This is a genomic window from Winogradskyella poriferorum, assembly GCF_036553625.1.
GTDB lineage: Bacteria > Bacteroidota > Bacteroidia > Flavobacteriales > Flavobacteriaceae > Winogradskyella > Winogradskyella poriferorum.
In genome coordinates this window covers 170,368-197,178 of sequence record NZ_JAZHOU010000002.1, presented here as the reverse complement: position 1 = coordinate 197,178, position 26,811 = coordinate 170,368, and the positions used below count along the sequence as shown (strand labels likewise).

Genomic DNA, 26,811 nt, shown 5'->3' with positions numbered 1-26,811 from the left:
AGATACATTTTTTTTCGTTGGACAAACGTCAACTTATGGTTAAATAAAATTCAATCTAGAAAATATCTGTATATAATGAACTGCTAATCAAAGATTACATGTAATTTATTTTTATTTGTTCTAAATAAAGTTTGAAAATTTAAGCTTAGGTCGTAATTTTGCACGCTGAAAACAAACCTATTTTTAACAAGTCTAAATAAATGATTCGGAAATTAGCCCTTACAGTAATTGGTTTTACAGGTACATTTCTTTTAAATGCACAAAACCAAACTAACGAAAAACCATTAGATTCTATTCAAAAACTAGATGAAGTTATTATTAACTCAAATCAAATTTTCGGAAGTAAATATGTAGCAAGTAACCGTACAGGTTCTGCCTATTATTTGTCTACACAAGAATTAAAGAAATTCGGGTTTACAGACATTAATCGTGCGTTGCGTTCAGTTCCTGGTGTTACTTTTTACGAGGAAGATGGTTTTGGATTACGACCAAACATAAGTTTGAGAGGTACATCTCCAGAGCGTAGTGCAAAAATTACCTTAATGGAAGATGGTGTACTTATAGCACCTGCCCCTTACAGTGCTCCTGCTGCTTATTATTTTCCTTCAGTTGGTCGTATGCAGGCGTTAGAAATTTTAAAAGGAAGTAGCCAGGTACAATTTGGCCCATTTACAACTGGTGGTGCTATTAATATGATTTCTGCACAAATACCAAACACCTTTAGTGGAGAAGTTAGAGCTGGTTATGGTTTTTTTGATACACAGCAAGTTTTGGCACGTATAGGTAATACAAAAGAAAATATTGGCTACATGGTAGAATTCCTTAACTACGGTTCTGATGGTTTTAAGGACTTACCTAACGGTAACAACACTGGATTTGACATTAACGAATTAACGGCTAAATTTAAAGTAAAAACTGATGCTGACGCTAAACTTCAGCAGTCATTAGAAGCCAAATTTCATTATTACGATGAGCGTTCTTACGAAACTTATTTAGGGCTTACTGAAAGCGACTTTAATTCATCTCCTTATAGTAGATATGCAGCTTCGCAAGATGATCGTATGATTGCTGAGCAAATTCAATTAATGCTTACGCATACTTTAGACTTCACTAAAAATATGCGTTTAACGACTAACGGTTATTACAATAAATTTTCACGTAACTGGTATAAACTAGACGATGTTATATTTAATGGTGACAAACAAGGTGTTGCCACTGTGTTAGCAGACCCAACAACATATGCAGACCATATGAATATTATTCGTGGTGATGTAGATTCATCTGCTGATGCTTTATTGGTTAAAGCGAATAATCGTGTGTATTATTCTAAAGGTGTACAAACAAAATTTGACTACCACTGGTATGGTGAAAACACGTTTCATGATATAGAAGTTGGCTTGCGATACCATTACGATGAAGAAGACCGATTTCAGTGGGAAGATGGTTACAGTATCATAAACCAAAATATGTCTAAAACATCTGATGGTGTACGTGGTGCGCAAGGTAACAGAATTAGTAGCGCAAAGGCCTTTGCAGCTTATGCGATGTATAAACTAAAATATGATAAGCTTACTGTAACACCTGGCGTTAGATATGAAAATATCATTCTGCAGCGAGATAACTTCGGTAGTAATGATCCATACAGAACTGGTAGTGACCTTTCTTTTAGAGAAAACAAAGTAGATGTTTTTATTCCTGGCATTGGTGTTAACTACGCGTTTACAAATGCTTTTTCTGTATTTGGTGGTGTACACAAAGGATTTTCACCTCCAGGAAGTTCTGATGGTGAAGAAGCTGAAGAAAGTATCAATTACGAATTAGGGTCGCGTTTTGCGTTTGGTCAATTACGTGGTGAAGTTGTTGGTTTCTATAATGACTACAGTAACTTATTAGGTAGCGATTTAGCTGCTACTGGCGGAACTGGCTCTTTAGATCAATTTAATGCTGGTGAAGTAGCCGTAAGTGGTCTAGAAGTTTTATTAAACTACGAGTTATTGTCTAACAACAAATCGTTTAAGCTACCTGTAACGTTTGCTTATACGTTTACAAATACAGAGTTTTTAAATAGCTTTGGTAGTAGTGACGATTTATGGGGAGAAGTTACTGAAGGTGACGAATTACCATACATTCCAACACATCAATTTAATGTTGGCTTATCGTTAGAGCATACTAAATATGAGCTTAACATCAACGGAAGATTTAATGGTGAATTTAGAACTATAGCTGGTACAGGATCTATTCCAGATACTGAACGTGTAGATTCTAATTTTATCATTGATATGTCTGCAAAATATCATTTTACAAAGAACCTTAGTCTTACAGGAAACATTATAAACCTACTTGATGAAACATATGCTGTTTCAAGAGTTCCTGCAGGTCTACGTCCTGGTCATCCATTTGGTGGTAACCTAGGATTTGAATTTAGATTTTAAATATTCAGTTTTAAAATTAGTTGATTGGTAAAAGCGTTATCCATTTTTTGGATAGCGCTTTTTTTTTGGATAGAACCTTAATAACAATCCATTAAAATTTGCTCGTTGTTTTCAAACGTGCTCAATGGTTCGTTTAAAATAGTTGTGGTTATGGTATTCAAAACTTCTAACACACGATTTTGCATAGCTACAGAACCACAAATCATTATGACTCCATCGTTTTTAAGCGCATTAGAAATAAGTATTTCATTTGCTCTAATACTATCTTGAACGTAAACCTTAGTTTCCTGTTCTTGCGAATAGGCTACATTAAAATTATCTAAATAGCCTTTTTGAGTTGCGTTTTCTATATATGAAGCATACAATTGAAGAGAAGCTTTGGTTCGTCCGCCCCAAAACAGATGTGTTTTTATGTCTTTATTGGTTTCGTTGAGCATTCCTAGGAAAGGTGCAATTCCGGTACCATTGGCAATCATTACCACTTCTTTTGCGTAGGTCGGAAAATGAAAATCTAAATTCCTGCTGACTTTCCCTTTAATTGTAGCTCCAACCGTTAACTGACTTAGTAATGTTGAACATTTACCAAACTCGTGCTTTTTTACACTCAATAAAATGCTATCATCAACTTTGGCTATTGAATATTGCCGTTCAATATTATCGTCTTCAGGATAAAATGACACAATATCTCCTGATTGAAATTTTATTTTTTTCTCAGGCTTTAATTCGATTAAAAAGGTATCATCTATGTTAAGACCTGAATTTGATATTACCTTAAAATTTTTCAGTTTTTTACGATTAACCAATGGTTTGGTTAATACAACTTTCAAATCTTGCTTTGTAGTTTCATTCCACTGAATTACCCAATTTTTAAAAGCTTCAAAAGATTGATTATTTATTTTGAAAACAGGTAAATTCTGTTCAAAATTTGGATGATTATGCAACCATTCATCCACCTCAATCGCGTATTTACAATAGTCTGGATACATTAACGACCCAAAACCAACTACAGAATGTTTTATGTTATTGGGTTGTTGAATCGCAGGCAACAATTTTTCAAAATTCTTGGCAGTGCGAGGTGCTTCACCTTCACCATAAGTAGATGTAAAAATGATGATGTGCTTTGCCTCTTTATAACTATCATATTGGTTTAACGTTGAAAAGTAAACCGTGTTACCAGCGTCTACCAAGGCATTGTAAAACTGATGCGCAAACTTGTTGGTATGCCCTGTTTCTGAACCAATAAGAATGATGTATTCTGCAGTATCTTTTGTGAATTTATTTTTCAGTTTAGATCCTTTAGCCAAACGCTTAAAACTCATTGCAAAACCTGAATACATAAAGAACAGAATCGCAAAACAAGCCAATAATAATACTACTGCCCAAACGATGGTGCCTTGTCCTGTATGCAAAATTAAACTCCAATAAGATAACTGACTTACCAACGGTTTCTTAGCTTCGCTAAGAACATTGCCTGTATATTGATTAATATAAAACTCGCCAGATGTTGTTTGTAGAATAAAGTAATCTTCTTCATCTTCAGAAAATGGAAAATCGAGTGTCACAAGCTCATCTAAATGTGTGTCATTAAATATTTTGAATTTAGATAATTCTAGCTTTTCTTTAGATTGTTGCTCAACGGTTTCAATATGTTCCATCTTACTGGCAGGCAACATATCGAACTTTTCTAAGGATAAATAAACACCTGTGAGTGTAATGATAACTATAGGAATTAAGAACCAACGCCCTAAAACCACGTGGTAATATTGCTCGAAATTTTCCTTTACAACTTTACTAAAAAACTTCCTTAAACCACCTTGTCGCTTTACAATCAGCTGAATTCCGGTAATAGCTATGAGCAACAATAAAAACGAAAATAAACCGACTAAAAACCGACCTGTAGATTTTAAAAATAAAGAGCGATGCAGATTTGTTGCAAACTCAAAGATTGGTGCTTTTTTCTCCAATTCTCCAAGTTTTTTTCCTGTATTTGGGTCTAAGTAAAAGGTTTCGCTATCACCTCCAAACGTAAAAACAGAGGCTTTTACAAAGTTGTTGTTATCTACTTCAACACTAACAATTTCATCATATTCATCTTGTAAAACCGTAATAACCTCAGACAATTTAATATCATCTGCATTGGTTATAGCATAAGGCTTTAGCTGATTTGAAATGGGTTCAAACGCTAAAACAATACCTGTGACGGTTGCTAGAAGTATAAAAATAGAAGAAGATATAGCCAGTGTAAAGTGACTATATCTCCATATTGAAATTGTCATATATCTACTGATAGATTATTGAGGCATTAGCCTTACATAGCGAATAAAACCTGTACCATCGAACTTACCTTTTACATTTGCCGAAGTTAATTCTACCTCAACATCTGATGTGTAATATTCCTGGTCTTCTACAGCTGTTTCAAATCGTAATTTATAACCTTTGTCTAGTTTATCGTCTACAATTTCTATAACACTAATAGAGCGTTCTCCTCCACTAATAGTTGCACCTGTTATGGCATCGATATCGTTACGTTTTTTTCCGTAAAAATCCCACCACTCTTCGACAGTGTTATACCATTCGTCATCCTCACCTTTAACGTGCAAAGTTTCTTCATATTCACCTTCAGGATTAATTAATGAGATAACAATGTATGCGCCTTCTCCTGTGTAATTGGTCATCTGAATCATACACTTATATTTGGTAGATTCTACCATTGAGGTAAAGGACATTAATCCAATAATGGTGATAAATAGGACTGTTAATATTTTAAAATTCTTCATTCTGTTTTTACTTTAAAAAGTCTAATACTATGTTATTCTTTTTCAATAATTCGTTTTCTGAAGCCAAATCATAAACCGATTCATCAAACTCTGTTGTAGCTTTAACATCTGCACCTTGTGCGATTAAAAACTTCAAAATTTTATCGTCTTTAGCTTTCATAGCTGCAATATGTAAGGCCGTATTACCATCATTGTTTTTAGCGTTGATATTGATATCCTGCTTAGCTGCTAATTCTAATAATTTTAAACTCTGCTTTTCTGTAGCTAAATGAAATAAAGTATTTCCATTTTTTTGAGGTGTTGAAAAATCGACATCATTTTCAGTTAATAGATTCAGTTTTTCAATAAACTTTGCTTCATTTCTAGTTGAGTAACCTTCTAACAGATAATAAACAATGTTGTTGCCTTTTTGATCCTTAAACTTAAGATCTGCTCCTTTTTCAATTAAAAAAGACACAACATCTTTGGTGTTATTCTTAACAGCCAATGCTAATGCCGTTTCGCCTTTTTTATTAGACTTATTTATATCTTTAACCTTAGAGGCTAACAATTTTACTGCTTCAAGATTATTACGAGAAGCCGCATTTATAAATGCTGTATTGCCCTCTGTATCTTCTGTATTTACATCAAGACCGTTTTCTAACAAGAAATTAAAAATTTCTTTATCATCACTTCTAGATGCTATAATATGTAAAGGTGTTACACCTTCTTCATTAGCGACCTTTGGGTTTAAACCTAGCTCTTTTAAAAACTTATAAGCTTCTACATTGTTGACATGTCCTCGTGCTCCATATGCAGTAAAAATGAAAGCCTGATCAGTTCCTTTTAGTCCCATTCCTTCTAATTCTTTTAATGACTTGAAGTTTCCTGTTCTTGCTACATAGTTAAATATGCCATTACCATTAGAATCTGTACTTTTAAGACTTAATCCTTTAGACTTAAAATAATTTATCAATTTAAAATCTTCGTCTTTAGGTGCTGCTAACAATAGGGCATTTGCACCATCTGGATTGGTTTTTGAAACCAAAGTCTTATCTGCTTCAATTAATAAATCGTACACCTTAGTGTTTTGTTGACCTGCAGCTGCTGCGAACGTGATAATAGTGTTGCCTTTATCATCTGTTAAGTCTGTCTTAGCACCATTTTTAAGTAGATACTCAACAATATCTGTGGTGCCTTTATAAGCTGCCCAGAAAATATAGGTTCTACCATCGTGAGTTAATTTATTAACGTCATTACCTTTTTGAGACATTAAGTACACAATGCTTTCTGTTGGTGCATCTTGAAGAATGGCATATACTACTCCATCAAAATTATTTCTATTAGCTTCAGATGGATTATTGCCTTCTTTAATCTTAGTTTCAATCGTTTCGACATTGGGTTTTGTACCCCAAAAATCGCGATTTAAAAACACGTTGTTTTGTGCAGATAAAAGCGACCCAAACATTATTGCGCAGATTACTGTGATTTTTTTTAATGTATTCATATGTGATTATTTCTTAACAAATAATTCTATAGTAGTATCAATATCTTTCTCTGCAGTCATTTCTTCATCAAATAAATGCTTATAAAGAACTTTGTTATCTACCTTTTCTTCTAATACTAAATCTTTATCTCTTCCGTAAACCTCATCCCATTTAGCTCTTACAGTTGCCCATTTATCAAAATTAGCTTTCCACCAATCTTGTGCTGCCTGGCAACGGCTATCCTCTACTTTTACGTAAGTATTATATCCTTTTTCGTGCGCCAAAATTACATCATCTTGTCCTTTTTCTCTAATGACTTTAGCATTATCTTGATCGTGTAACCAACCATATTGGGTTATCTCGTGACGATTACCTCTCAAAGTAACATTGTAGTCACTACGCTTAGTGTACTCACGTCTTGGTAATGGTGCTGTAGTTGTGTTTTCCCAATAGCTTTTACCATCTACATGCACCCAAGTTGCAGAACCTTCGTAACGTGGACTATCGTCTACCTGATACACTTTCTGAGTCCACTGACCTTCTACATCATCGTCTGTTTTTTCTTCAAATAACCATTCATTATCTCCGTTGTACACATAAAAATCCTTGTTTTCAAATAACCAGTCTTGTCTCCAGTGCTTAACAATATGTGGTTGATCTGGTCTTCCTACTTGTAATAAATGCTGAATTGAAATTTTATCGTCCTCATCTACTACTAATTGTGCCCACTCTAAACCTTTATCAACCTTAGTTTTTGATGGTTTATACAATGAATCTTCACTAAATGAAAACGTTTCGGCAAAGTTAAAAGTGACTTCAAAACAACCACACATTCCCTTAATGGCTGCCTGATCTTTCTGTTTTTTGTCTTGAGCATCAACAGATAAAGTAATAGTTAAAAATACTAATGAAAAAGCTAAAATTTGTTTCATGATTATGGGTTAAAATTATTTTTAAATTTTTTATTCTTATTTAGATTGATTTAAAATAAGATTTTATATTTGTAGCAAAATTAATCAAGAATGAGTCTAAATAAAAATAATATCTGTATTTATTTTTTAATTTTTTTCACTTCAGTTGCTTTTAGTCAAGAAATCAAGTCTGTAGAAAAAGATTCTTCTGAAACGGAAAAACTTGATGAAGTTATTGTGACTGCAACAAGAACCGTTAGACAACTTTCTTCCCTTCCATTACCTGCTCAAATCATTTCAAAAAAGGACATTAAAAGAAGTAACTCCATTAGACTTAACGATATACTAAATGAGCAAACAGGATTAGTAACAATACCAGATTTTGGTGGTGGTGAAGGCATACAGCTACAAGGTTTAGACTCACAATACACGCTTATATTAGTTGATGGTGTGCCTCTCGTAGGTCGTTCGGCTGGTACCTTAGACATAAGTAGAGTAACCGTTGGAAACATAAAGCAGATAGAAGTTGTAAAAGGTGCTTCTTCTAGCCTTTATGGTAATGATGCCTTAGGTGGTGTCATTAATATTATTACCGAACAGCCTAAATATGGATTAAAAGGTAACATTAACTACAGAGCTGGTGCTTTTAACACTAACGATATTGGTGCAACAATTGGTTATAAAAAAGAAAAACTAGGTGCAAGTCTGTTTATTAATAGTTACAGCAGTGACGGTTATGACTTAAATGAAGATGACGATTTAAATACGGTTGAGCCTTTTAGCAACTACACCTTAAACTCTAAATTAACTTACGATTTTACAGACAACACTGACTTATTTGTTTCAGGACGTTTTTACACACAAAATCAAGATTACGTAGCGTCTTCAACTCTAAGCGGAGAAAGTTCTATTAACGAATGGAATGTGCATACAAAACTAAGCCACAAATACAGTGAAAAATGGAGTAGTTATTTTGAATTTTACACAACACGATACAAGGCTGATGAATATTTAAATAATGAAGATGGAAGTAGATACAGTGACGGTTTCTATAATCAATTATTGGTAAGGCCAGAAATAAGAGCTACTTACTCACCAAAAGACCAGAATACATTTATCGGAGGTATTGGTTTTAATCATGAAACCTTAGATAGAACAGATTTTACAGCAAATCCAATCTTCAATTCCCCTTACGCTTACTTGCAATATGATGGCAACTTCACAGAACGCTTAAATGTAATTGTTGGTGCTCGATTTGACAGTCATAACAAATATAAATCGCAATTCAGTCCTAAAGCTGCGGTTCGCTATAAAATCAATGACAAAATTGCCGTAAAAGGGTCTGTAGGCTATGGTTATAAAGCACCAGATTTTAGACAATTATATTTTGATTTTACTAATGCGACCGTAGGTTATACTGTTTTGGGTTATAATGCTGTTTCTGATGTAATTTCGGAATTGCAAGAGCAAGGAGAAATTTCAAATATCGTTGTTCCACTTTCAGAATTTGAAGAAGATCTCAGCCCAGAGAATTCCATAAGTATCAATTTAGGAGTGGATTTTAAATTGTCCTCTCAGTTCAACTTTAACATTAATGCTTTCAGAAATACTATTGACGATTTAATTGACACCAGAGTCATTGCCAATAAAACCAACGGACAAAATGTGTTTAGTTACTACAACATTAACGAAGTCTATACACAAGGTCTGGAATTTAATTCTACATGGAAACCAAATCATAAACTAAAAATATCTGGTGGCTATCAACTACTATTTGCAAAAGACAAAGAAGCAGAAAGAGCCTTTGAAAATGGTGAAGTATATGCAAGAGAAACTCCAAGTTCGCCGTCGTTTCAGCTAAAAAAAGAAGATTACTTCGGACTCTACAACCGCTCTAGACATATGGCTAACTTAAAAGTTTTTTATGCTTTCCCGAAGCTAAACCTAGATGCTAATGTTAGAGGGACTTACCGAAGCAAATATGGTTTGTTTGACACCAATGGAAATAATTACTTAGATAGCTATGACGACTTTGTAGATGGGTACACAGTTATAGATTTTGCTATAAACAAAAGATTTTTTAGTGACTATACGCTTGGGTTTGGAGTAGATAACCTTTTCAATTTTACAGATACTCAAAACATCAGCAATATTGCTGGTAGAATTATATACGGAAAACTAAATATTCAATTTTAACACTTAATAATAAACAAATAACAAAAACATGAGAACACTTAAATCAATTCAACTTTTAGCATTATTAGCACTATGTATTGGATTTACTGCTTGCAGTAGTGATGATGATAATGTCTCTAACAACCTATTAGACATAGAAACAGAAACTGTTACTAATTTATATGCTCCACAAGAAGGTGGACAAGGGCAACCTGTATCTGGTGACTTTACAAAGTTTGATTTTGAAACAGGCCTAATAACAACAAGCGAAACGGAATGGGATATTGCTTTTAGAGGAACCTCAATAATTGTTAATGGTGGTGTATCTGCTGGTACAACTGACGAACCTTCTAGAACTGGAGAAGCTGCGGTATATGAAACCTCTGGAACTTTCGCCTCAGTAACTGATGTTGACACAACTTTATTTACTCAAGATTCTGCTGAAGGTTATGCTATAACTACTGGTAGTGGAAATGGTTGGTACACTTATGCTGGTCCTCCAACACACTTAATTACTCCTATAGCAGGAAAGATTTTTGTTTTCAAAACAAACGAAGGAAAGTATGCAAAAGTAGAATTTTTAAGCTACTACGAAGATGCACCTGAAAACCCAGATGCTTTTGCTGATGCGACACCTTATTACACATTTAACTATGTATTTCAACCTAACGAAGGTGTAACAACATTCTAGTAATTCTATAACCCTAATTGATAACTTGAAAAGTCCTTTTACTGAAATTGTGAAAGGGCTTTTTTAATGGTATTTTGAAAATATCTTTGTCGCTTCGTTGTAAGCGCTCTCAAAGCTCATGGCATTTAAATCGTGAGCTTTTTGTTGTGTAAAATAAGACAGCATTTTTTCGGTTGGCATATTACCAGTAAGATCATCCTTTGCCATTGGGCAACCTCCAAAACCTTGAATAGCACCATCAAAACGACGGCAACCAGCCTTGTATGCAGCATCAATTTTTTCGAACCATGTGGTTGGCGTGGTGTGTAAGTGCGCACCAAACTCTATTTCGGGATATTTGGGAATAAGATTAGAAAATAAATAATCTATATTCTCAGGATTAGAGCTCCCTATTGTATCACTTAGCGATAAAATTTTTACTCCCATTTTTGCTAAACGTTCTGTCCACTCTCCTACTATGTCTACATTCCAAGGGTCTCCATAAGGATTACCAAAACCCATAGAAATATATACTACAACTTCTTTATTGCTCTTATCTGCGATTTCTAAAATTTCTTGTAGTGTTACTACAGATTGCGCAATAGTTTTGTGCGTATTACGCATTTGAAAGTTTTCAGAAATTGAAAATGGAAATCCTAAATAATTAATTTCAGAATGTATAGAAGCATCATTTGCACCTCTTGTATTGGCTATTATTGCCAGTAATTTGCTCTTAGTTTTAGATAAATCTAACTGTGCTAAAACTTCAGCCGTATCTACCATTTGCGGAATGGCTTTTGGTGATACAAAACTTCCAAAATCAATAGTATCAAAACCAACTCTTAACAATGATTGAATGTATTGTACTTTCTTTTCAGTTGGAATAAAATCTTTGATGCCTTGCATTGCATCTCTAGGACATTCTATAAGTTTTACAGCTTTGTTCATTGCCTCAAATATACGGTTTCCGAAAACGATTTCATAGTATCATTTTTAGACCAAAATAAATACAGCTATACCAATAAAGACAACTATTTGCAACCACTTAAACACAATCCCTGAGTTTCTATGCTTCAATGTGTAAGATTTAATTTCTCCTGCCAATAAAGCTATAGCCGAAAAAATAATAAAAGACACTAACATAAAAATACCACCTAAAATGTAGAATTGAGCAATTGTACTCATTGTTTCACTGAACAAAAACCCTGGAAAAAAAGCGAGAAAGAAAATAGTGACTTTAGGGTTTAAAACATTCATAAAAAACCCTTGAACAAATAAAGCTTTTAGACTTTTCTTAGGAGCAGTTTCAGAATCAAAATCTAATTGAGCATCTGATTTAAAAACTTTGTAAGCTAAATACAACAGATACAAAGCTCCAAGTACTTTTATTCCAAAAAACAAATCTTCATTTGCTTTTATGATAGCCGAAACACCAAATGCCAATAGGGTGGTGTGGACTATACAACCTGTTATTAAGCCACAAACAGTTGCCAAACCGTAAGCTTTGCCATTAGTAATACTTTGTACTAAAACATAAATATTGTCTGGTCCTGGCGAAATTGCCAAAGCAGAAGTAGCAAATGCAAATGATATAAGTGTTTCTGTTATCAATAAAAATTATGATTTTTGAAGTAATGCCTTATTTATAGAAGTAATGAGTTTAGGGCCTTCGTAAATAAAGCCAGTATATAATTGTACTAAATCTGCACCAGCTTCTATTTTTTCTAAAGCATCTTCAGCCGAATGAATACCTCCTACTCCTATAATTGGAAAAGCTTTATTGCTTTTTTCATACAAGTATTTAATCACTTCTGTAGAGCGCGATTTTAATGGTTTACCACTCATACCTCCGATTTCAGATTTGTTTTTGCTTTGCAAACCTTCACGAGAAATAGTTGTATTCGTGGCTATTACTCCATCTATTTTAGTAGTTTTTACAATATCAATGATATCATCGAGTTGCTCATTTGTTAAATCTGGAGCTATTTTTAAAAGAATTGGTTTGCTCTTAGGTTTTTGAAAATTAAGCACTTGCAAAGCCTTAAGTAATTCCGTCAATGGCTCTTTATCTTGTAACGCTCTTAAATTTGGTGTGTTTGGTGAGCTTACATTAACTACAAAATAATCGACGTAATCGAAAAGGGCATTAAAACAGATTTCGTAATCTTTTACCGCATCTTCATTAGGTGTTACTTTATTCTTACCAATATTACCACCAATTAATACTCCTTTATTCTTTTTTAGTCGCTCAACTGCCTCTTCTACTCCTCCATTATTAAAACCCATTCTGTTAATAATAGCTGAGTCTTCTTTCAACCTAAACAAACGTTTTTTAGGGTTTCCATCTTGAGGTTTTGGTGTTAGTGTACCTATTTCAATAAATCCGAAACCAAAATTAGACAACTCATTAAAGAGTTTTGCATCTTTATCAAAACCAGCGGCAAGACCAACTGGATTCTTAAAGGTTAAGCCAAAAAGCTCACGCTCAAGCTTTTTATCTTCAACTAAATACATTTTTTTAAAAAGACTTTTAAAGCCTGGCAGTTTTGAAAGTGTTCTTATTAAAGAAAATGTAAAATGATGCACTTTTTCTGGATCGAACCAGAACAGAATCGGTCTTATAATAGCTTTATACATGGAAAGAAATTTGCTGTACAAAAATAAGAATCTTAATAATTTTAAGCAGGCTCTACCTTCAAAAAAGATTTAAACATAAACTGTCAATTATCATTATTTTTAATCATTCAAATTATTAACTTTGAGCATTAACTAATAACCACATCATGAAAAAAATTATAATTCCTGTAGATTTCTCTCAACATTCAGAATATGCATTAGAAGCTGGCGCTGCATTAGCCAAACAACATAACGCTGAGCTTATTGTTATGCATATGCTAGAACTTTCTGAATCTATTTTTTCGACTTCTGGCTCGGAAAAAAGTGAAGAAACTGCATTTATGTTAATGGTAACTAACAAAAATTTCGAAGAGTTTTTAGATAAACCATACCTAGAGGGTATTACTGTTACTCCGTTGATTAAACACCATAAAGTACTTAAAGAAGTTTCTGAAGTCGCTAGCTATGAAAAAGCAGATCTTGTAATTATGGGATCTAGAGGTCATAGTGAGCACGATGGTGTTTTCACTGGTTCCAATACAGAAAAAGTAGTTCGTTACAGTGATACTCCTGTCTTGGTTATAAAATCAAAACCTAGTTCTGTAAACTTTAAAAATGTTGTTCTTGGTTGCGATTTTAACGAAGAAAGTGTATCTGCTGTAAAAAATGCATTAGAAACGCTTAATAAGTTAGCTGACAAAGTAACTTTACTTCATGTAAACCTTCCTAATCTAAGCTTTTTAAGTACTGATGAAATCAATGAAAAAGTGGATGATTTTTTAAAGCTTGCTCATTTAGACAAAAAAGACTTAAATATAGCATACGCTTCTGATCATATGGTAGAAGATGGTGTTTTAAACTATGCTAAAAGAGAAGGTGCAGATGCCGTATCTATAATAACGCATGGTAGAACAGGCTTAAGTCACTTCTTTGGAGGAAGCATTTCAGAAGACTTAGTAAATCATTCTAATTTACCTGTAATTACATTTAAGCTTTAATAAAGAAACAAGTTAAAATATGCAGCACATCATAGATCGTTTTATAAGCTATGTGACTATAGACACAGAATCAGATCCTAATTCTGAAACTACACCAAGTACTAAAAAACAATGGGATTTAGCCAATAAATTAGTCGAAGAGCTAAAAGCTATTGGTATGAGTGATGTATCAATAGACGATAACGCATACATTATGGCAACTTTACCTAGTAATGTAGATCATGATGTGCCAACTATTGGTTTTATATCGCATTTTGATACATCTCCTGACTTTACAGGTGCTAATGTAAATCCGCAAATTGTTGAAGATTACGATGGTAAGGATATTGTTTTAAATGCTGAAGAAAACATCATTTTATCACCAGATTATTTCGAAGACCTATTACTTTATAAAGGTCAAACTCTAATAACTACTGATGGTACGACCCTTTTAGGTGCTGATGATAAAGCTGGTATTACAGAAATTGTAACAGCTATGGAATACCTAATTAATCATCCTGAAATTAAACATGGTGAGATTAAAGTAGGTTTTACGCCAGATGAAGAAATTGGTAGAGGTGCTCATAAATTTGATGTTGAAAAATTTGGTGCCGATTGGGCCTATACCATGGATGGCAGTCAAATTGGTGAGCTAGAATACGAAAATTTTAATGCGGCAGGAGCTAAAATTAAAGTAAAAGGAAAAATTGTTCATCCTGGCTACGCTAAAGGAAAAATGGTAAATTCTATGTACTATGCAACAGAATTTATTAATGCTTTACCACGTCTTGAGACACCAGAACATACTGAAGGTTATGAGGGTTTTTTCCATTTGCATAAAATAGATGGTAAAGTTGAAGAAACACTACTTCAATATATTATCAGAGATCATGATAAAGATAAATTTGAAGCTCGCAAAGCTTTGATGGAAAAGGTAGTATTTGACTTAAATACCAAGTTTGAAGCCGAAATCTTTGAGATAGAAATAAAAGACCAATACTATAATATGAAAGAAAAGGTAGAACCTGTAAAACATATTGTAGATATTGCTGAAGAGGCTATGAAAGCCTTAAATATTAAACCTTTAATTAAACCTATTAGAGGTGGTACAGATGGTTCACAATTATCGTATATGGGTTTACCATGTCCGAACATTTTTGCTGGTGGCCACAACTTTCATGGACGCTATGAATATGTCCCAGTAGAAAGTATGCAAAAAGCAGTAGAAGTGATATGTAAGATTGCTGAGCTAACATCTCAAAAATATAGCTAATAAATTACCTTTTTTAAGAAAATTTTAAAGTCTAAGAAAATATGCCTTCTTAGACTTTTTTATTTTAACAACAATAAAAAGTAAACAAAATAGTAATTTTAAGGACCAATCCTTTTGCTAAATTTAGATTATGAAAAAAGTCTCATCAATTGAAGAATATATAGAAGTAAACACTCACTTCGCAGAAGAATTAACCATTCTTAGGAAAATTATTGATTCTACAGAACTAGAAGAAACCATAAAATGGAATGCACCTGTCTACACACTTAGTGGTAAAAATGTTGTTGGCTTAGGTGCATTTAAAAACCATTTTGGTATTTGGTTTTTTAATGGCGTGTTTTTAAAAGATGAAAAAAATCTACTCATTAATGCACAAGAAAACAAAACAAAAGCCTTAAGACAAATGCGTTTTGAATCTAAGACAGATATTAATGAAGCCGCAGTTTTGAGTTATGTAAAAGAAGCTATTGAGAACCAAAAGTTAGGAAAGGAAATAAAACCTACGCGTGCTACAAAACCTGTGGTTGTTCCTTTAGAGTTAAAGACTGCTTTTACAAAAAATAAAAACTTAGAAGATGCTTTTAATATTCTAACACCTGGCAAACAACGTGAGTATTGCGGTTATATTAATGATGCAAAACGCGAGGCCACAAAACTTTCTAGACTAGAAAAAATAACACCTATGATAATAAAGGGTGTTGGCTTACACGATAAATACAAAAAATGCTAAATTCATAAAAAAGCCACTCTCTCTTGAGTGGCTTTTTGTTTTTTATAGTTACGTTTTAGAATGAATAGCTTAAAACACCTGCAAAATTTCTAGGATCGTTTTGATTGATATAAGTTGTTCTGTAAGCGTTATACCCAATATTATCAAAAAGATTATTAATTAGAAATCTAAAATTCCATTGTTTATTAAATCTATAAGCCACTTGTGCATTGACCTGCGTGTAAGCATCTATATTAAAAGGTTCTTGATTTGGTACTATACCTTCATGTGTTACTGCACCTGCACTCCAATCGTTAATAGGTCTTTTTCCGGTGTAGTATACACCTGCACCTACAGACAGGCCTTCTAGCTTTTGCTTAAAACTATAATTGGTATACACATTAAATGTATGTTTTGGTGTATTTAATGGTGCAGAACCATATACAAACGAAGTGTGTTCTTTATACTGAGCGTCTATATAAGAATATCCTGTTATAACTTCAAGATTTTCTAAAACTCTACCTGTTAACTCTACTTCTATTCCTTTACGTTCATCATTACCTCCTTTTGCAAAATAACCTGTTGGCTCCCAGTTTTCGTCATATACAGGTAAGTTGATATCCTTATTATTAATTTTAAAAAACGTAAAATTAAATCGTAATCTGTTATTTAACCAGTTGGTTTTAATACCTGCTTCTAGTTGATCGAATCTTTCATTACCTAGTTCGTTACCATCTACATCTAGCCTAGTTCCTGTACGTGGATAAGAACTGTTTGTGTATGATGCAAAAACATTAACATTTTCAAAGGGTGATACTATAATACCAAACAGTGGATTAAAGGCATCACTCTCTGTCGTTTCTGTTTCTGTTATCGTTCTTGTTTTGCTGTATCTAAGTCCTATAAATGATTTTAAATACTTATTAAAAGTAATCACATCTTGAGCTACTACACCAAAAGCCTTAGACTTGGCTGCCAATGTTGTTTTTGCTGCAAAATCTAAATCATCTGGTAATGTATTTGTGTTTGTTGTAAAAACATCTATAGTATCTACAGTTGCAACTCTTTGAGATGTTGTGTGATAATCTGTGGTTCTGTAATCAAAACCAACTTGAAAGGTATGAGAAATTGATCCTGTTTTAACATCATCTCCTATTAGATCGAATTGAACGACGCTATTATTGTCATTTCTAGTTGTTACAGAGTACCCTCTTTTACGTTGATTATAGATTGGATCTCCAAACTCATCATTAACTACCCTTCCTAAACTAGCACTTTTTCCATCTAAATCTAAATCAGATTTATACAAAGCTCCTTGAAGGCTTAACTTTTCAGTTAATTCTCGTTTTACCCTTAACGAGTAAGTTGTATTAGAGGTTAATGCTTTGTCATCTTTAAACCCTAAAAATTGATTATGAGGCAAATCGTAAATAGCGTTTGTATCTGTTTTATCCAGGTTTACTGTACCAATATCTGTGGTCCTTGCATCTTCAAAATAATCCATTTCAAAAGTAAATACCGTTTTGTCATCTGGTTGCCATTCTAATGATGGATTTAAATAAAATCTGTCTGAGGAAATACCAGAACGGTAACTATCTGCTCTCTCCAATGCACCATTTAATCTAAAAGCTACTTTGTTGGTTTTCACTAAAGGTCCATAAACATCAAAAGCTGTTCTTGCTTGTCCGAAACTACCTGCTCTCAACGACACGTTACCACCAAAAATATATCTAGGTGTTTTGGTAACTATATTTACCACACCACCAGGACTACCTAAATCGGTTGCTACACCTTGAGTAACAGAAGCAGCACCTTTAAGCACTTGTATATTGTCTACTCCCTGCATATCTGTAAGTACTCCAACACCTCTAAAATCAGAGTGAATTCTTACTCCGTTTTTTAATATAGGAATGCCTCTAAATCCTCTTGAGGATAGACTCTCTCTTCTATTTCCGTAAGTTGCAAAGGTATATACTCCCGGAACATTTCTTGTTGCATCTGCAATGGTTAAATTTCCTTGCTGTTCTATCAATTTATCAGAAATAATAGAAATACTCTGAATTTGTTCATAGGGTGCTAAAGGTAATCGTGTTAACGCTTCAATTTTATCTGGATGTTCAAAACGGTTACCAAAAACCTCAACCTCATCTAATGTTGTGTCTTCTACTAATTGAAAAGAAAGTTCTTTAATTTCATTATCGAGGATAGTAATGCTTTTGGTTAATGATTTATAACCAACATAAGATGCTGTAATTACATAATCACCAGCGGATAGATTTTTAAGTTCATAATATCCTTTTTCATTTGCTACAGCACCAAGGGTTGTTCCTTTTACATGGACTGTTGCATAAGGTATTACCTCTTTATTACTTCCTGTAATTTTTCCCGAAATTTTACTTTGCGAAAATGATATTTGCGCAACGACTAAGACTAGCCAAATAAGTTTTTTAAGCATTTTTATTATTAAGAATTGTTTTAAATAAGGCGCAAATATAAAACCCTAAATCATCAAAAAAAACTTTATTTAGACTAAATACAAATAATTTTTATGCTTAAATTTTAGAAAATTAGAAATCAGTTATTTACTATTAAAATCTATAAAATAAAAAAAAGAGCCACTCAAATTGAGTGGCTCTTTTCTATAGTTTTTATAACCCTATTTCTACTTTACAGTAGCAGGTGTGTTTAATTTTTTACTCATTTCCATTGAGATTGCAGAACGGTCAAATTTAATTTTCCCTGCTAACGTTTCAATAACACAGCTGTTATCTTTATCGTTTAATTCTACAATTTTGCCATGCATTCCGCTCTTGGTAATTATACGATCACCTCGCTTCATTTCACTAGCAAACTTTTTCTCTTGTTTTTGTCGTTTTAACTGAGGTGCAATCATAAAGAAATACATCACAGCAAAAATGGCAATAAATGGTAAAAATGAACCTAATCCTTCCATATTAATTATTAGTCGTGGTTATGCCCTTCGTGTCCAGGCTTAGTTGACGTTCTGGTTGTTGTTGAAACTGGGTTCTTTTGTACTGCAGCCTTATTAGCAGCATCTGGATTGTTTACCATTGCTGTAATTTTAACAATCTCAGTACCCTTTTCTGTATTAGTTGTCATTGTTAATGACTTAGATACTTTACCATTTCCTTTTCCATTAAACTTTACTGTAAATTGACCTGTTTGTCCTGGTGCAACTTCTTTAGTATAGTTAGATGGTACTGTACAACCGCATGTACTCTTAATGTTACTTACTACAAGCATAGAGTTTCCTGTATTCTTGTATTTAAATATTGTTTCTACAGGTGTTCCGTTTTCAATAGTACCAAAATCGTGTACTGTTTTATCTAATTCCATCACCGGAAAATCTCCTGCATTAGCATCTCTTTCTGCTGCAACGGCTACATTTTCTGAATTTACTTTACTAGCTGCATCTTCTTTACATGAAGTAAAAGCCACCATGCATAATGCGCTCATTCCTAAGATAATCTTTTTCATTACTTATATTTTAATTAATATTATTGATTCTCTAAGTTGTCAAAGGTAATAATTATTCCCAGCAATTAAAACTTTTAGAATGTCCTTAACATCTTTCTAAAAGAAATACTATTACATAAGTCCTCTACCTGTTTTTGGGTATAGGTTATTAGACTGATATTCCTTTACAATTTTATCTAGTATTCCATTAATAAATAAGCTGCTCTTTGGTGTGGAATATTCCTTAGCTATTTCAAGATATTCATTAATGGTTACTTTATATGGAATGGATGGAAACTTCTGAAACTCGCACAAAGCCATTTTTAAAAGTAAGCCATCTAAACTAGCCAAACGTTCTGTGTCCCAATTGGTAGTTCTTTTAGATACCTCTTCTGCAAATTTAGAGTTATTGAGTATTGTTTTTTTAAAGAGTTCTTTTGCAAACTCTTTATCATCTTCATCTTTATATAATTCAGGTAAGAGCTTTGTCTCTGGCGAAGTTAACTTAAGCTTTCCTAAAACCTTTAAAAGCACTGTATTTACAACAGGGAAATCATCTATCCAAGTTAATTTTTTATCTTCAAAATAATCATAAAGCTTGTCATTTGGTGCTATGATTTCTGTATAGATGTCTATTATAAATTTCTTATCTACTTTTAACCCAGTTTCTGGGTTGCTCATGTATTCTTCATACAAACTACTACTTTTTATCTCTTTAAAAAGTATGTCTACATATTCAAAATCTAAATCCCAAAAATTCAATTTTCGTTTTGCGATAACATCTTGTAACATTTTATTGTCACTAATTATGCTTAGAAGTGTATTATCTTGAAACTTTGTATTTGGATTTCTGTCAGACTCAGACCCTAAAAGCTTTTTCTGAAGTTTTTCGTTATAGTCTTTACTCTTTTTGTGCAACTCAGTAAGCAGAGCTAGGATAGAAAGGTACAAATCTAACATGCTGTCTAAACTGTGCATTAAAAACTTTTCATCTTTGACTAGGTCCTCACTTTCATGACCTTTAAAAGCATACAATGATTGCATTACTTTTATTCTTATGTGTCTTCTGTTTAGCATGTATACAGAACTGCTTTATATCGTTACTAAAAAAAGGTGAATCGTTTTCTGATTCACCTTGCAAAAATACTATTATTTAATTCTGAAAAAAATTATTTAGAATTTTCTCTTTTACGAGTTTCTATACGCTCTCTTGCTATATTTAATGCTGCAGCATGTGTTGTAAGGTTATTAACTTTAGCATTGTCTAAAATCTCTAGCGTTGTATTGTAAATATTTTCAGTTTTACGCATTATTTCTTGTCTATCATAGTTTTCTAATTCTGCATAGACATTAATAATTCCGCCTGCATTAATTAAAAAATCTGGCGCGTAAACAATGCCTCTTTCTTGCAAAATTCTTCCGTGCTTGTTTTCTTCTGCTAACTGGTTATTAGCTGCGCCAGCCACTATATCAGCTTGTAATCTATACACGGTATCTTCATTGATAGTTGCACCCAGAGCACATGGAGCATATATATCCATAGGCTCACTGTAAATGTCATTACCTCCATATATAGTTACACCATACTTAGAGCGTATTTCCTCTAAGCGTTCTTGGTTGATGTCTGCGATAGTTACTTTTGCACCTTCATTTACCAGGTGTTCAACTAATCCTTCACCAACATGGCCAATACCTTGCACATATACAGATTTATCTTCTAAAACATCAGAACCATATTTAAATTTAGCAGCAGCTTTCATACCCATAAATACTCCATAAGCTGTTATAGGTGATGGATTACCTGCGCCTCCCTTGCTTTCTGAAATCCCTGTAACATATGGTGTTACTTCTCTTACAGTATCCATGTCTTCTGTTGCCATACCCACATCTTCTGCAGTTATATATTTTCCGCTCAAAGAGTGTACAAACTCACCAAAACGACGCATTAATTCAGGAGTTTTTTGAGTTTTAGCATCTCCTATTATTACAGCTTTACCACCACCAAGGTTCAATCCTGTTATCGCAGATTTAAAGGTCATACCACGAGATAAACGCAACACATCATTTAGTGCTTCCCACTCGTTGCTGTAATTCCACATTCTGGTACCTCCTAAAGCTGGACCTAAAACAGTATTATGTATACCAATTATAGCTTTTAAACCAGTATCTTTGTCGTTGCAGAAAACGATTTGCTCGTGATCATCAAATGAGACCTGACCAAATACAGGATCTGCTTTTGTAAGTTCTTTAGAACTTATTAATTCTGAAGTCATTATTGAATAAGATTTAAGGCTGTTTGAAAATTATTTAAAAACAGCGTGCAAAAATAAACCATAATTAGAGGATTAGCAAAATATTAACGTCTAAATCAGATTATCGTAATACTTTTGACCGACCAAATACACTATGAAGGCATTAAAACATCTTAATAAATACTTTTACAAATATAGATATCGATTAATTATTGGTGTAGTAATTACAATTGTTTCTAAGATATTTGTCTTGTTTACACCTCGTTTCGTTGGTGATTCTATAAATATTATCTCGGATAAACTAGATGGAAAAATATCTTATGAAGTTTTTAAAACCGATCTTATAACTAATATCTTGTTAATTATAGGTGCAGCAATTATTGCCGGAATATTTACTTTTTTAATGCGGCAAACCATTATCAATGTATCTAGATATATTGAATATGATTTAAAAAATGAAATTTACCAACATTACCAAGTTTTATCCTTAAACTTTTATAAGTCAAACAGAACTGGTGATTTAATGAACCGTATTAGTGAAGATGTTGGTAAAGTACGCATGTATGTTGGTCCTGCTCTAATGTATACTATTAATACTATTACGCTATTTACTGTAGCAATTATTTACATGGTAAATACAGCACCGAAGCTTACACTATACACATTATTACCTTTACCAATTTTATCTGTTTCTATTTATAAATTAAGTAGATTAATCAATAAACGCAGTACGATTGTACAACAATCATTATCTACTTTATCTACCTATGCCCAGGAAACCTTTAGTGGAATTTCGGTAATAAAGTCTTATGGAATAGAACCAAAAACAAATGATGAATTTGAAGGGCTTTCAGCAGAAAACCGCCAAAAACAAATTAATCTAACTAAGGTACAAGCACTTTTCTTCCCATTAATGATACTTCTAATTGGTATTAGCAACCTCATCGTAATTTATGTTGGCGGAATGCAATATATGAATGGGGAAATTGAAAATATTGGTACCATAGCTGAGTTTATCATTTATGTTAATATGCTCACTTGGCCTGTAGCCACAGTGGGTTGGGTTACGTCTTTAGTACAGCAAGCAGAAGCCTCACAAGAGCGTATTAACGAGTTTTTAAAAACAGAACCAGACATTCAGAACAAGGTTCATGAACTTACACCTATTAAAGGTGATATTGAATTTAAAAATGTTTCTTTTGTCTATCCAGATACTAATATTGAGGCTCTTAAGGATGTTAGTTTTACTTTAAAGTCTGGAGAAACCTTAGCTATTCTTGGTAAAACAGGCTCAGGAAAATCTACAATATTAGACCTAATTGGCAGATTATATGATGTTGATAATGGAAATATTTTAATAGACAATACTAAGATTTCCGAACTTAATCTTTACAGCCTAAGAGAAAGTATAGGCTACGTGCCACAGGATGCATTTTTGTTTTCAGACACTATAAAAAACAACATTAAGTTTGGTAAGGAAGACGCCACAGATGAGGAAGTGATTGATGCTGCTAAAGATGCCAAAGTTCATAAAAACATTATTGGCTTTAGTAAAGGTTACGATACTATTTTAGGTGAGCGTGGCATAACCTTGTCAGGAGGTCAAAAACAACGTGTTTCTATCGCCAGAGCTATTATTAAAAAGCCTGAAATCCTTCTATTTGATGACTGCCTATCTGCTGTAGATACAGAAACTGAAGAAAAAATTCTTAAAAACTTGGTAAGATTAACAAAGAATAAAACTACCATAATTGTAAGTCATCGTGTATCTTCAGCTAAAAATGCCGATCAAATAATTGTCCTAGAAGATGGTAAAATTACACAGACCGGAAATCATGAAAATCTTATGAATATCGATGGATATTATAAGGAACTTTACACAAAGCAACTCTCAGAAAAAGAAATGCAATAAATTGTTTGTCAGTTTACTTTTTTTTTAGATTTTTGAGTTGAAATTAAAAAAAGATTGATTTATGAGCGATTATGAAATGACGGATAAAGAAGAGATTTATTCTAAAGTTTTACGCGCTGGCAGACGAACTTATTTCTTTGATGTAAGAGCAACAAAAGCTGGAGACTACTATCTAACCATTACCGAAAGCAAAAAATTTACTAACGACGACGGTTCTTACCACTACAAAAAGCACAAAATTTACCTTTACAAAGAAGATTTTTCTGAGTTTAGAGAAATTTTAGCTGAGATGACGGATTACATTATTAACGAAAAAGGTGAAGAAGTAATTAGCGAGCGCCATCAAAGAGATTTTAAACGCGAAGACGATTTTGCAACTCAGGAAACAAAAACAGCTGAGAACTTAAACGGAACAGAGAGTTTTACAGACATAAGTTTCGACGACATTTAGAATTAACTTCTGTTAAATTATAAAAAACCCTAACTAGATTTAGTTAGGGTTTTTTATTTTTAGGGTTTAACCAACATTATAAATACATGCAACGCATTGCTCTATTTTTCCTTTTATTTACCACTACCCTCTTTTCGCAATCTAAAACAGATTTATCTTATTATCTACCCAATGATGTAACCTATAATCCCAATATACCAACACCTAAAAGCATCATAGGACACGAGGTTGGTGAGTGGCATATTACACACGACAAACTTGTGCAGTATATGCGAGAACTTGCTGAAGCATCAGATCGTGTAAGTATAGAAGATAGAGGCAAAACGTTTGAAGGCAGACCACTTGTTTTATTAACTATAACGTCACCTTCTAACCATACCAATTTAGAGACCATAAAAACACAGCATCTAGAAGCCACAGAAAATAATGCTTCAAATTTTAATAACAGACCTATTGTTGTCTATCAAGGATTTTCTATACACGGCAATGAGCCTAGCGGATCCAATGCAGCATTAGCCGTAGCCTATTACCTAACTGCTGCAGAAGGCACTGAAATTGAAGATTTACTAGAGAATACAATAATACTTTTTGATCCATCATTAAATCCTGATGGTTTACAACGTTTTGCTTATTGGGCAAATACTAACCGTGGTATGAATCTTAATGCCGACCCTAACGATAGAGAGTTTAGTGAAGTTTGGCCTGGTGGTCGCACCAATCATTATTGGTTTGATATGAATAGAGATTGGCTACCTGTACAGTTACCAGAGTCTAGAGCACGCATACAAACGTTTCACGATTGGTTACCAAATATCTTAACCGATCACCATGAAATGGGCACTAATTCGAGTTTCTTTTTTCAACCTGGTATTCCTTCACGCACACATCCTTTAACTCCAAAAATGAATCAGGAATTGACAAAAGGTATTGCCAAACATCATGCTAAAGCGCTAGATAAAATTGGATCTTTATACTATTCCAAAGAAAGTTTTGATGATTTTTATTACGGAAAAGGCTCAACATTTCCGGATATAAATGGTGGCATAGGTATTTTGTTTGAACAAGCGAGTTCTCGAGGTCATGCTCAAGAAAGTGACAATGGACTTCTCACCTTTCCTTTTACTATTAAAAACCAATTTACAGCAGCACTATCCACTCTCGAAGCTGCAAATGGAATGCGAAAAGAAATACTAGAATATCAACATGATTTTTATAAAAACGCACGTAAAGAAGCTTCAAAAGAAGGAAATAAAGCTATAATCTTTGGTGATGAAAAAGATGCTGCCAAAACCTATCACTTGGCTGAAATCCTTAAACGCCACAACATAAAATTTCATCATTTAAAATCTGATGTTGCATTAAATGGTAAAACCTATAAAAAAGGTTTCAGTTACGTAATTCCTAAAAACCAAAAGAACACACGACTTATAAATGCAATGTTTGAAAAACGAACAACGTTTCAAGACAGTTTGTTTTATGATATTTCTGCATGGACGTTTCCACTAGCTTTTAATCTCGATTATACTGAAACTAGCATGGAAAAGGCTAGCAATGTTGTCACTGAGTTAAAACATCTACAAGGTGGAGTATCTTCAAAAAGTGAATATGCTTATCTATTTACTTGGAATGAATATTATGCGCCAAAACTTCTAAATTCAATTCTTAAAAAAGGAATTCGTGCTAAGGTAAGCATGAAAAATTTTAAAGCTAATGGAAAGTCTTACGATTATGGTACGATTATGATTCCTGTACAAAATCAAGATATGGAAGCTTCTGAATTGTATTCATTTTTAAACAGTACTGCCCAAGAAAGTCATATCGAAATAGATGCAGTATCTACAGGTTTAAATGAAGGTATAGATCTTGGAAGCCGAAATTTTAGAGCATTAGAACTTCCTAAAATAGCGTTGTTGGTTGGTGATGGTGTTACTTCTTATGATGCTGGCGAGATCTGGCATTTACTAGATACTAGGTATGATATTGTACCAACAAAATTAGATACCAAAAATTTTAGCAGAGCTGATTTAAGTAGGTACAACACTATTATAATGGTAAATTCTAATTCGGCATTAGACAATGGTAATACCAAGAAACTAAAACAATGGTTACAAGATGGTGGCTCTCTAATAGCTTACAGAAACACATTGCGTTGGTTAAATTCCAGTGAGTTAATGAAAATTAATTTTAAAAAGAAAAGCGCCTTAAAAGCAAAAAACATAAGCTTTGAAGATCGAAGTAATTTTAGAGGAGCACAAGTTATAGGTGGTGCTATTTTTGAAACAGAGTTAGACCGTTCCCACCCAATTAATTTTGGCTATAAAAACGATAAGTTAGCCATGTTTAGAAACACAACATTATTTATAAAACCTAACAAGAACAGTTATGATAATCCAATTCAATATTCAGAAAAGCCTTTGTTAAGCGGTTATATTTCTGAAGAAAACTTAGAGAGTTTAGTACAAACTATTCCATTTAAAACGGGAAGAATTGGACGCGGAAAAATCATGGCTTTTACAGACAACACCAACTTTAGAGCGTTTTGGTATGGCACTAATAAATTATTAATGAATGCTATTTTCTTTAGGGATGAGATGTAGTTAAGTAGTGAGTAGTGAGTAGTGAGTAGTGAGTAGTGAGTAGTGAGTAGTGAGTAGTGAGTAGTGAAACTAAAAACCTAATAATTCACTAAACAAATACACAAATAAACATCTTA

21 protein-coding genes are annotated in these 26,811 nt (G+C 33.2%); 9 read left to right on the top strand and 12 right to left on the bottom strand.

The window, feature by feature from the left end:
- Positions 1 to 200 precede the first annotated feature (200 nt).
- Entirely contained in the window at positions 201 to 2,432 is a 2,232-nt protein-coding gene (locus tag V1468_RS07040) for a TonB-dependent receptor family protein (RefSeq protein ID WP_331809529.1), read from the top strand.
- Between the two features lie 77 nt (positions 2,433 to 2,509).
- On the opposite strand, the gene V1468_RS07035 is transcribed toward V1468_RS07040, so the two are convergent.
- Genes V1468_RS07035 through V1468_RS07020 form a run of 4 tightly spaced genes read right to left on the bottom strand, consistent with a single transcriptional unit; the run spans position 2,510 to position 7,607 of the window.
- On the bottom strand, positions 2,510 to 4,708 hold the full coding sequence (locus V1468_RS07035; RefSeq protein WP_331809528.1) for a PepSY domain-containing protein: 2,199 nt from the start codon (positions 4,706 to 4,708) through the stop codon (positions 2,510 to 2,512).
- A 15-nt stretch (positions 4,709 to 4,723) separates the two neighbouring features.
- Positions 4,724 to 5,209: a DUF2271 domain-containing protein gene (locus V1468_RS07030; protein WP_331809527.1), complete on the bottom strand. Its 486-nt coding sequence runs from the start codon at positions 5,207 to 5,209 to the stop codon at positions 4,724 to 4,726.
- Positions 5,210 to 5,216: 7 nt separating this feature from the next.
- Positions 5,217 to 6,695, bottom strand: coding sequence for an ankyrin repeat domain-containing protein (locus tag V1468_RS07025; RefSeq protein WP_331809526.1), 1,479 nt, complete (start codon positions 6,693 to 6,695; stop codon positions 5,217 to 5,219).
- 6 nt (positions 6,696 to 6,701) lie between these two features.
- The gene (locus V1468_RS07020) at positions 6,702 to 7,607 is read right to left on the bottom strand and encodes a DUF6607 family protein (protein WP_331809525.1); all 906 of its coding nucleotides are present in this window, start codon (positions 7,605 to 7,607) and stop codon (positions 6,702 to 6,704) included.
- Between the two features lie 90 nt (positions 7,608 to 7,697).
- Here V1468_RS07020 and V1468_RS07015 point away from each other — a divergent pair, with 90 nt between their 5' ends.
- Positions 7,698 to 9,782 (top strand): TonB-dependent receptor plug domain-containing protein, encoded by a 2,085-nt coding sequence (locus V1468_RS07015; protein WP_331809524.1) that lies wholly within the window; start codon positions 7,698 to 7,700, stop codon positions 9,780 to 9,782.
- Positions 9,783 to 9,810: 28 nt separating this feature from the next.
- Complete coding sequence (locus V1468_RS07010) at positions 9,811 to 10,452, top strand: HmuY family protein (protein ID WP_331809523.1); 642 nt, start codon at positions 9,811 to 9,813, stop codon at positions 10,450 to 10,452.
- A gap of 63 nt (positions 10,453 to 10,515) precedes the next feature.
- On the opposite strand, the gene V1468_RS07005 is transcribed toward V1468_RS07010, so the two are convergent.
- The 3 genes from V1468_RS07005 to V1468_RS06995 are packed head-to-tail and all read right to left on the bottom strand — an operon-like array spanning position 10,516 to position 13,068.
- Positions 10,516 to 11,379, bottom strand: coding sequence for a hydroxymethylglutaryl-CoA lyase (locus V1468_RS07005; RefSeq protein WP_331809522.1), 864 nt, complete (start codon positions 11,377 to 11,379; stop codon positions 10,516 to 10,518).
- A 45-nt stretch (positions 11,380 to 11,424) separates the two neighbouring features.
- Entirely contained in the window at positions 11,425 to 12,039 is a 615-nt protein-coding gene (locus V1468_RS07000; protein ID WP_408647358.1) for a LysE family translocator, read from the bottom strand.
- Between the two features lie 9 nt (positions 12,040 to 12,048).
- A complete protein-coding gene (locus V1468_RS06995) occupies positions 12,049 to 13,068 on the bottom strand; it encodes a quinone-dependent dihydroorotate dehydrogenase (protein ID WP_331809520.1) in 1,020 nt (339 codons plus the stop codon).
- Between the two features lie 146 nt (positions 13,069 to 13,214).
- Between V1468_RS06995 and V1468_RS06990 the strand changes: the two genes are divergently transcribed.
- From V1468_RS06990 to V1468_RS06980, 3 genes are all read left to right on the top strand, one after another.
- Complete coding sequence (locus tag V1468_RS06990; RefSeq protein ID WP_331809519.1) at positions 13,215 to 14,045, top strand: universal stress protein; 831 nt, start codon at positions 13,215 to 13,217, stop codon at positions 14,043 to 14,045.
- A gap of 19 nt (positions 14,046 to 14,064) precedes the next feature.
- Complete coding sequence (pepT, locus tag V1468_RS06985; protein ID WP_331809518.1) at positions 14,065 to 15,297, top strand: peptidase T; 1,233 nt, start codon at positions 14,065 to 14,067, stop codon at positions 15,295 to 15,297.
- 130 nt (positions 15,298 to 15,427) lie between these two features.
- Positions 15,428 to 16,027: a YdeI/OmpD-associated family protein gene (locus tag V1468_RS06980; protein ID WP_331809517.1), complete on the top strand. Its 600-nt coding sequence runs from the start codon at positions 15,428 to 15,430 to the stop codon at positions 16,025 to 16,027.
- Between the two features lie 55 nt (positions 16,028 to 16,082).
- Here V1468_RS06980 and V1468_RS06975 read toward each other — a convergent pair whose 3' ends face one another.
- The 5 genes from V1468_RS06975 to V1468_RS06955 form a co-directional block, all read right to left on the bottom strand.
- The gene (locus tag V1468_RS06975) at positions 16,083 to 18,461 is read right to left on the bottom strand and encodes a TonB-dependent receptor (protein ID WP_331809516.1); all 2,379 of its coding nucleotides are present in this window, start codon (positions 18,459 to 18,461) and stop codon (positions 16,083 to 16,085) included.
- 207 nt (positions 18,462 to 18,668) lie between these two features.
- Positions 18,669 to 18,959, bottom strand: a complete 291-nt coding sequence (gene yajC, locus V1468_RS06970) for a preprotein translocase subunit YajC (RefSeq protein WP_331809515.1) — start codon at positions 18,957 to 18,959, stop codon at positions 18,669 to 18,671.
- Positions 18,960 to 18,967: 8 nt separating this feature from the next.
- Positions 18,968 to 19,504: a DUF1573 domain-containing protein gene (locus V1468_RS06965; RefSeq protein ID WP_331809514.1), complete on the bottom strand. Its 537-nt coding sequence runs from the start codon at positions 19,502 to 19,504 to the stop codon at positions 18,968 to 18,970.
- 111 nt (positions 19,505 to 19,615) lie between these two features.
- A complete protein-coding gene (gene nusB / locus V1468_RS06960; RefSeq protein WP_331809513.1) occupies positions 19,616 to 20,560 on the bottom strand; it encodes a transcription antitermination factor NusB in 945 nt (314 codons plus the stop codon).
- Between the two features lie 92 nt (positions 20,561 to 20,652).
- Positions 20,653 to 21,756 (bottom strand): Glu/Leu/Phe/Val family dehydrogenase, encoded by a 1,104-nt coding sequence (locus V1468_RS06955; protein WP_331809512.1) that lies wholly within the window; start codon positions 21,754 to 21,756, stop codon positions 20,653 to 20,655.
- 133 nt (positions 21,757 to 21,889) lie between these two features.
- Between V1468_RS06955 and V1468_RS06950 the strand changes: the two genes are divergently transcribed.
- From V1468_RS06950 to V1468_RS06940, 3 genes are all read left to right on the top strand, one after another.
- The gene (locus V1468_RS06950) at positions 21,890 to 23,647 is read left to right on the top strand and encodes an ABC transporter ATP-binding protein (RefSeq protein WP_331809511.1); all 1,758 of its coding nucleotides are present in this window, start codon (positions 21,890 to 21,892) and stop codon (positions 23,645 to 23,647) included.
- Between the two features lie 61 nt (positions 23,648 to 23,708).
- Entirely contained in the window at positions 23,709 to 24,098 is a 390-nt protein-coding gene (locus V1468_RS06945; RefSeq protein ID WP_331809510.1) for a PUR family DNA/RNA-binding protein, read from the top strand.
- Positions 24,099 to 24,184: 86 nt separating this feature from the next.
- Positions 24,185 to 26,695: a M14 metallopeptidase family protein gene (locus V1468_RS06940; protein WP_331809509.1), complete on the top strand. Its 2,511-nt coding sequence runs from the start codon at positions 24,185 to 24,187 to the stop codon at positions 26,693 to 26,695.
- Positions 26,696 to 26,811 lie beyond the last annotated feature (116 nt).

What these genes read in the sequence shown, in the direction of transcription:
- V1468_RS07040 (WP_331809529.1), top strand. Translation starts at nt 201, where the DNA reads ATGATTCGGAAATTAGCCCTTACAGTAATTGGTTTTACAGGTACATTT.
- V1468_RS07035 (WP_331809528.1), bottom strand. Translation starts at nt 4,708, where the DNA reads ATGACAATTTCAATATGGAGATATAGTCACTTTACACTGGCTATATCT.
- V1468_RS07030 (WP_331809527.1), bottom strand. Translation starts at nt 5,209, where the DNA reads ATGAAGAATTTTAAAATATTAACAGTCCTATTTATCACCATTATTGGA.
- V1468_RS07025 (WP_331809526.1), bottom strand. Translation starts at nt 6,695, where the DNA reads ATGAATACATTAAAAAAAATCACAGTAATCTGCGCAATAATGTTTGGG.
- V1468_RS07020 (WP_331809525.1), bottom strand. Translation starts at nt 7,607, where the DNA reads ATGAAACAAATTTTAGCTTTTTCATTAGTATTTTTAACTATTACTTTA.
- V1468_RS07015 (WP_331809524.1), top strand. Translation starts at nt 7,698, where the DNA reads ATGAGTCTAAATAAAAATAATATCTGTATTTATTTTTTAATTTTTTTC.
- V1468_RS07010 (WP_331809523.1), top strand. Translation starts at nt 9,811, where the DNA reads ATGAGAACACTTAAATCAATTCAACTTTTAGCATTATTAGCACTATGT.
- V1468_RS07005 (WP_331809522.1), bottom strand. Translation starts at nt 11,379, where the DNA reads ATGAACAAAGCTGTAAAACTTATAGAATGTCCTAGAGATGCAATGCAA.
- V1468_RS06995 (WP_331809520.1), bottom strand. Translation starts at nt 13,068, where the DNA reads ATGTATAAAGCTATTATAAGACCGATTCTGTTCTGGTTCGATCCAGAA.
- V1468_RS06990 (WP_331809519.1), top strand. Translation starts at nt 13,215, where the DNA reads ATGAAAAAAATTATAATTCCTGTAGATTTCTCTCAACATTCAGAATAT.
- pepT (WP_331809518.1), top strand. Translation starts at nt 14,065, where the DNA reads ATGCAGCACATCATAGATCGTTTTATAAGCTATGTGACTATAGACACA.
- V1468_RS06980 (WP_331809517.1), top strand. Translation starts at nt 15,428, where the DNA reads ATGAAAAAAGTCTCATCAATTGAAGAATATATAGAAGTAAACACTCAC.
- V1468_RS06975 (WP_331809516.1), bottom strand. Translation starts at nt 18,461, where the DNA reads ATGCTTAAAAAACTTATTTGGCTAGTCTTAGTCGTTGCGCAAATATCA.
- yajC (WP_331809515.1), bottom strand. Translation starts at nt 18,959, where the DNA reads ATGGAAGGATTAGGTTCATTTTTACCATTTATTGCCATTTTTGCTGTG.
- V1468_RS06965 (WP_331809514.1), bottom strand. Translation starts at nt 19,504, where the DNA reads ATGAAAAAGATTATCTTAGGAATGAGCGCATTATGCATGGTGGCTTTT.
- nusB (WP_331809513.1), bottom strand. Translation starts at nt 20,560, where the DNA reads ATGCTAAACAGAAGACACATAAGAATAAAAGTAATGCAATCATTGTAT.
- V1468_RS06955 (WP_331809512.1), bottom strand. Translation starts at nt 21,756, where the DNA reads ATGACTTCAGAATTAATAAGTTCTAAAGAACTTACAAAAGCAGATCCT.
- V1468_RS06950 (WP_331809511.1), top strand. Translation starts at nt 21,890, where the DNA reads ATGAAGGCATTAAAACATCTTAATAAATACTTTTACAAATATAGATAT.
- V1468_RS06945 (WP_331809510.1), top strand. Translation starts at nt 23,709, where the DNA reads ATGAGCGATTATGAAATGACGGATAAAGAAGAGATTTATTCTAAAGTT.
- V1468_RS06940 (WP_331809509.1), top strand. Translation starts at nt 24,185, where the DNA reads ATGCAACGCATTGCTCTATTTTTCCTTTTATTTACCACTACCCTCTTT.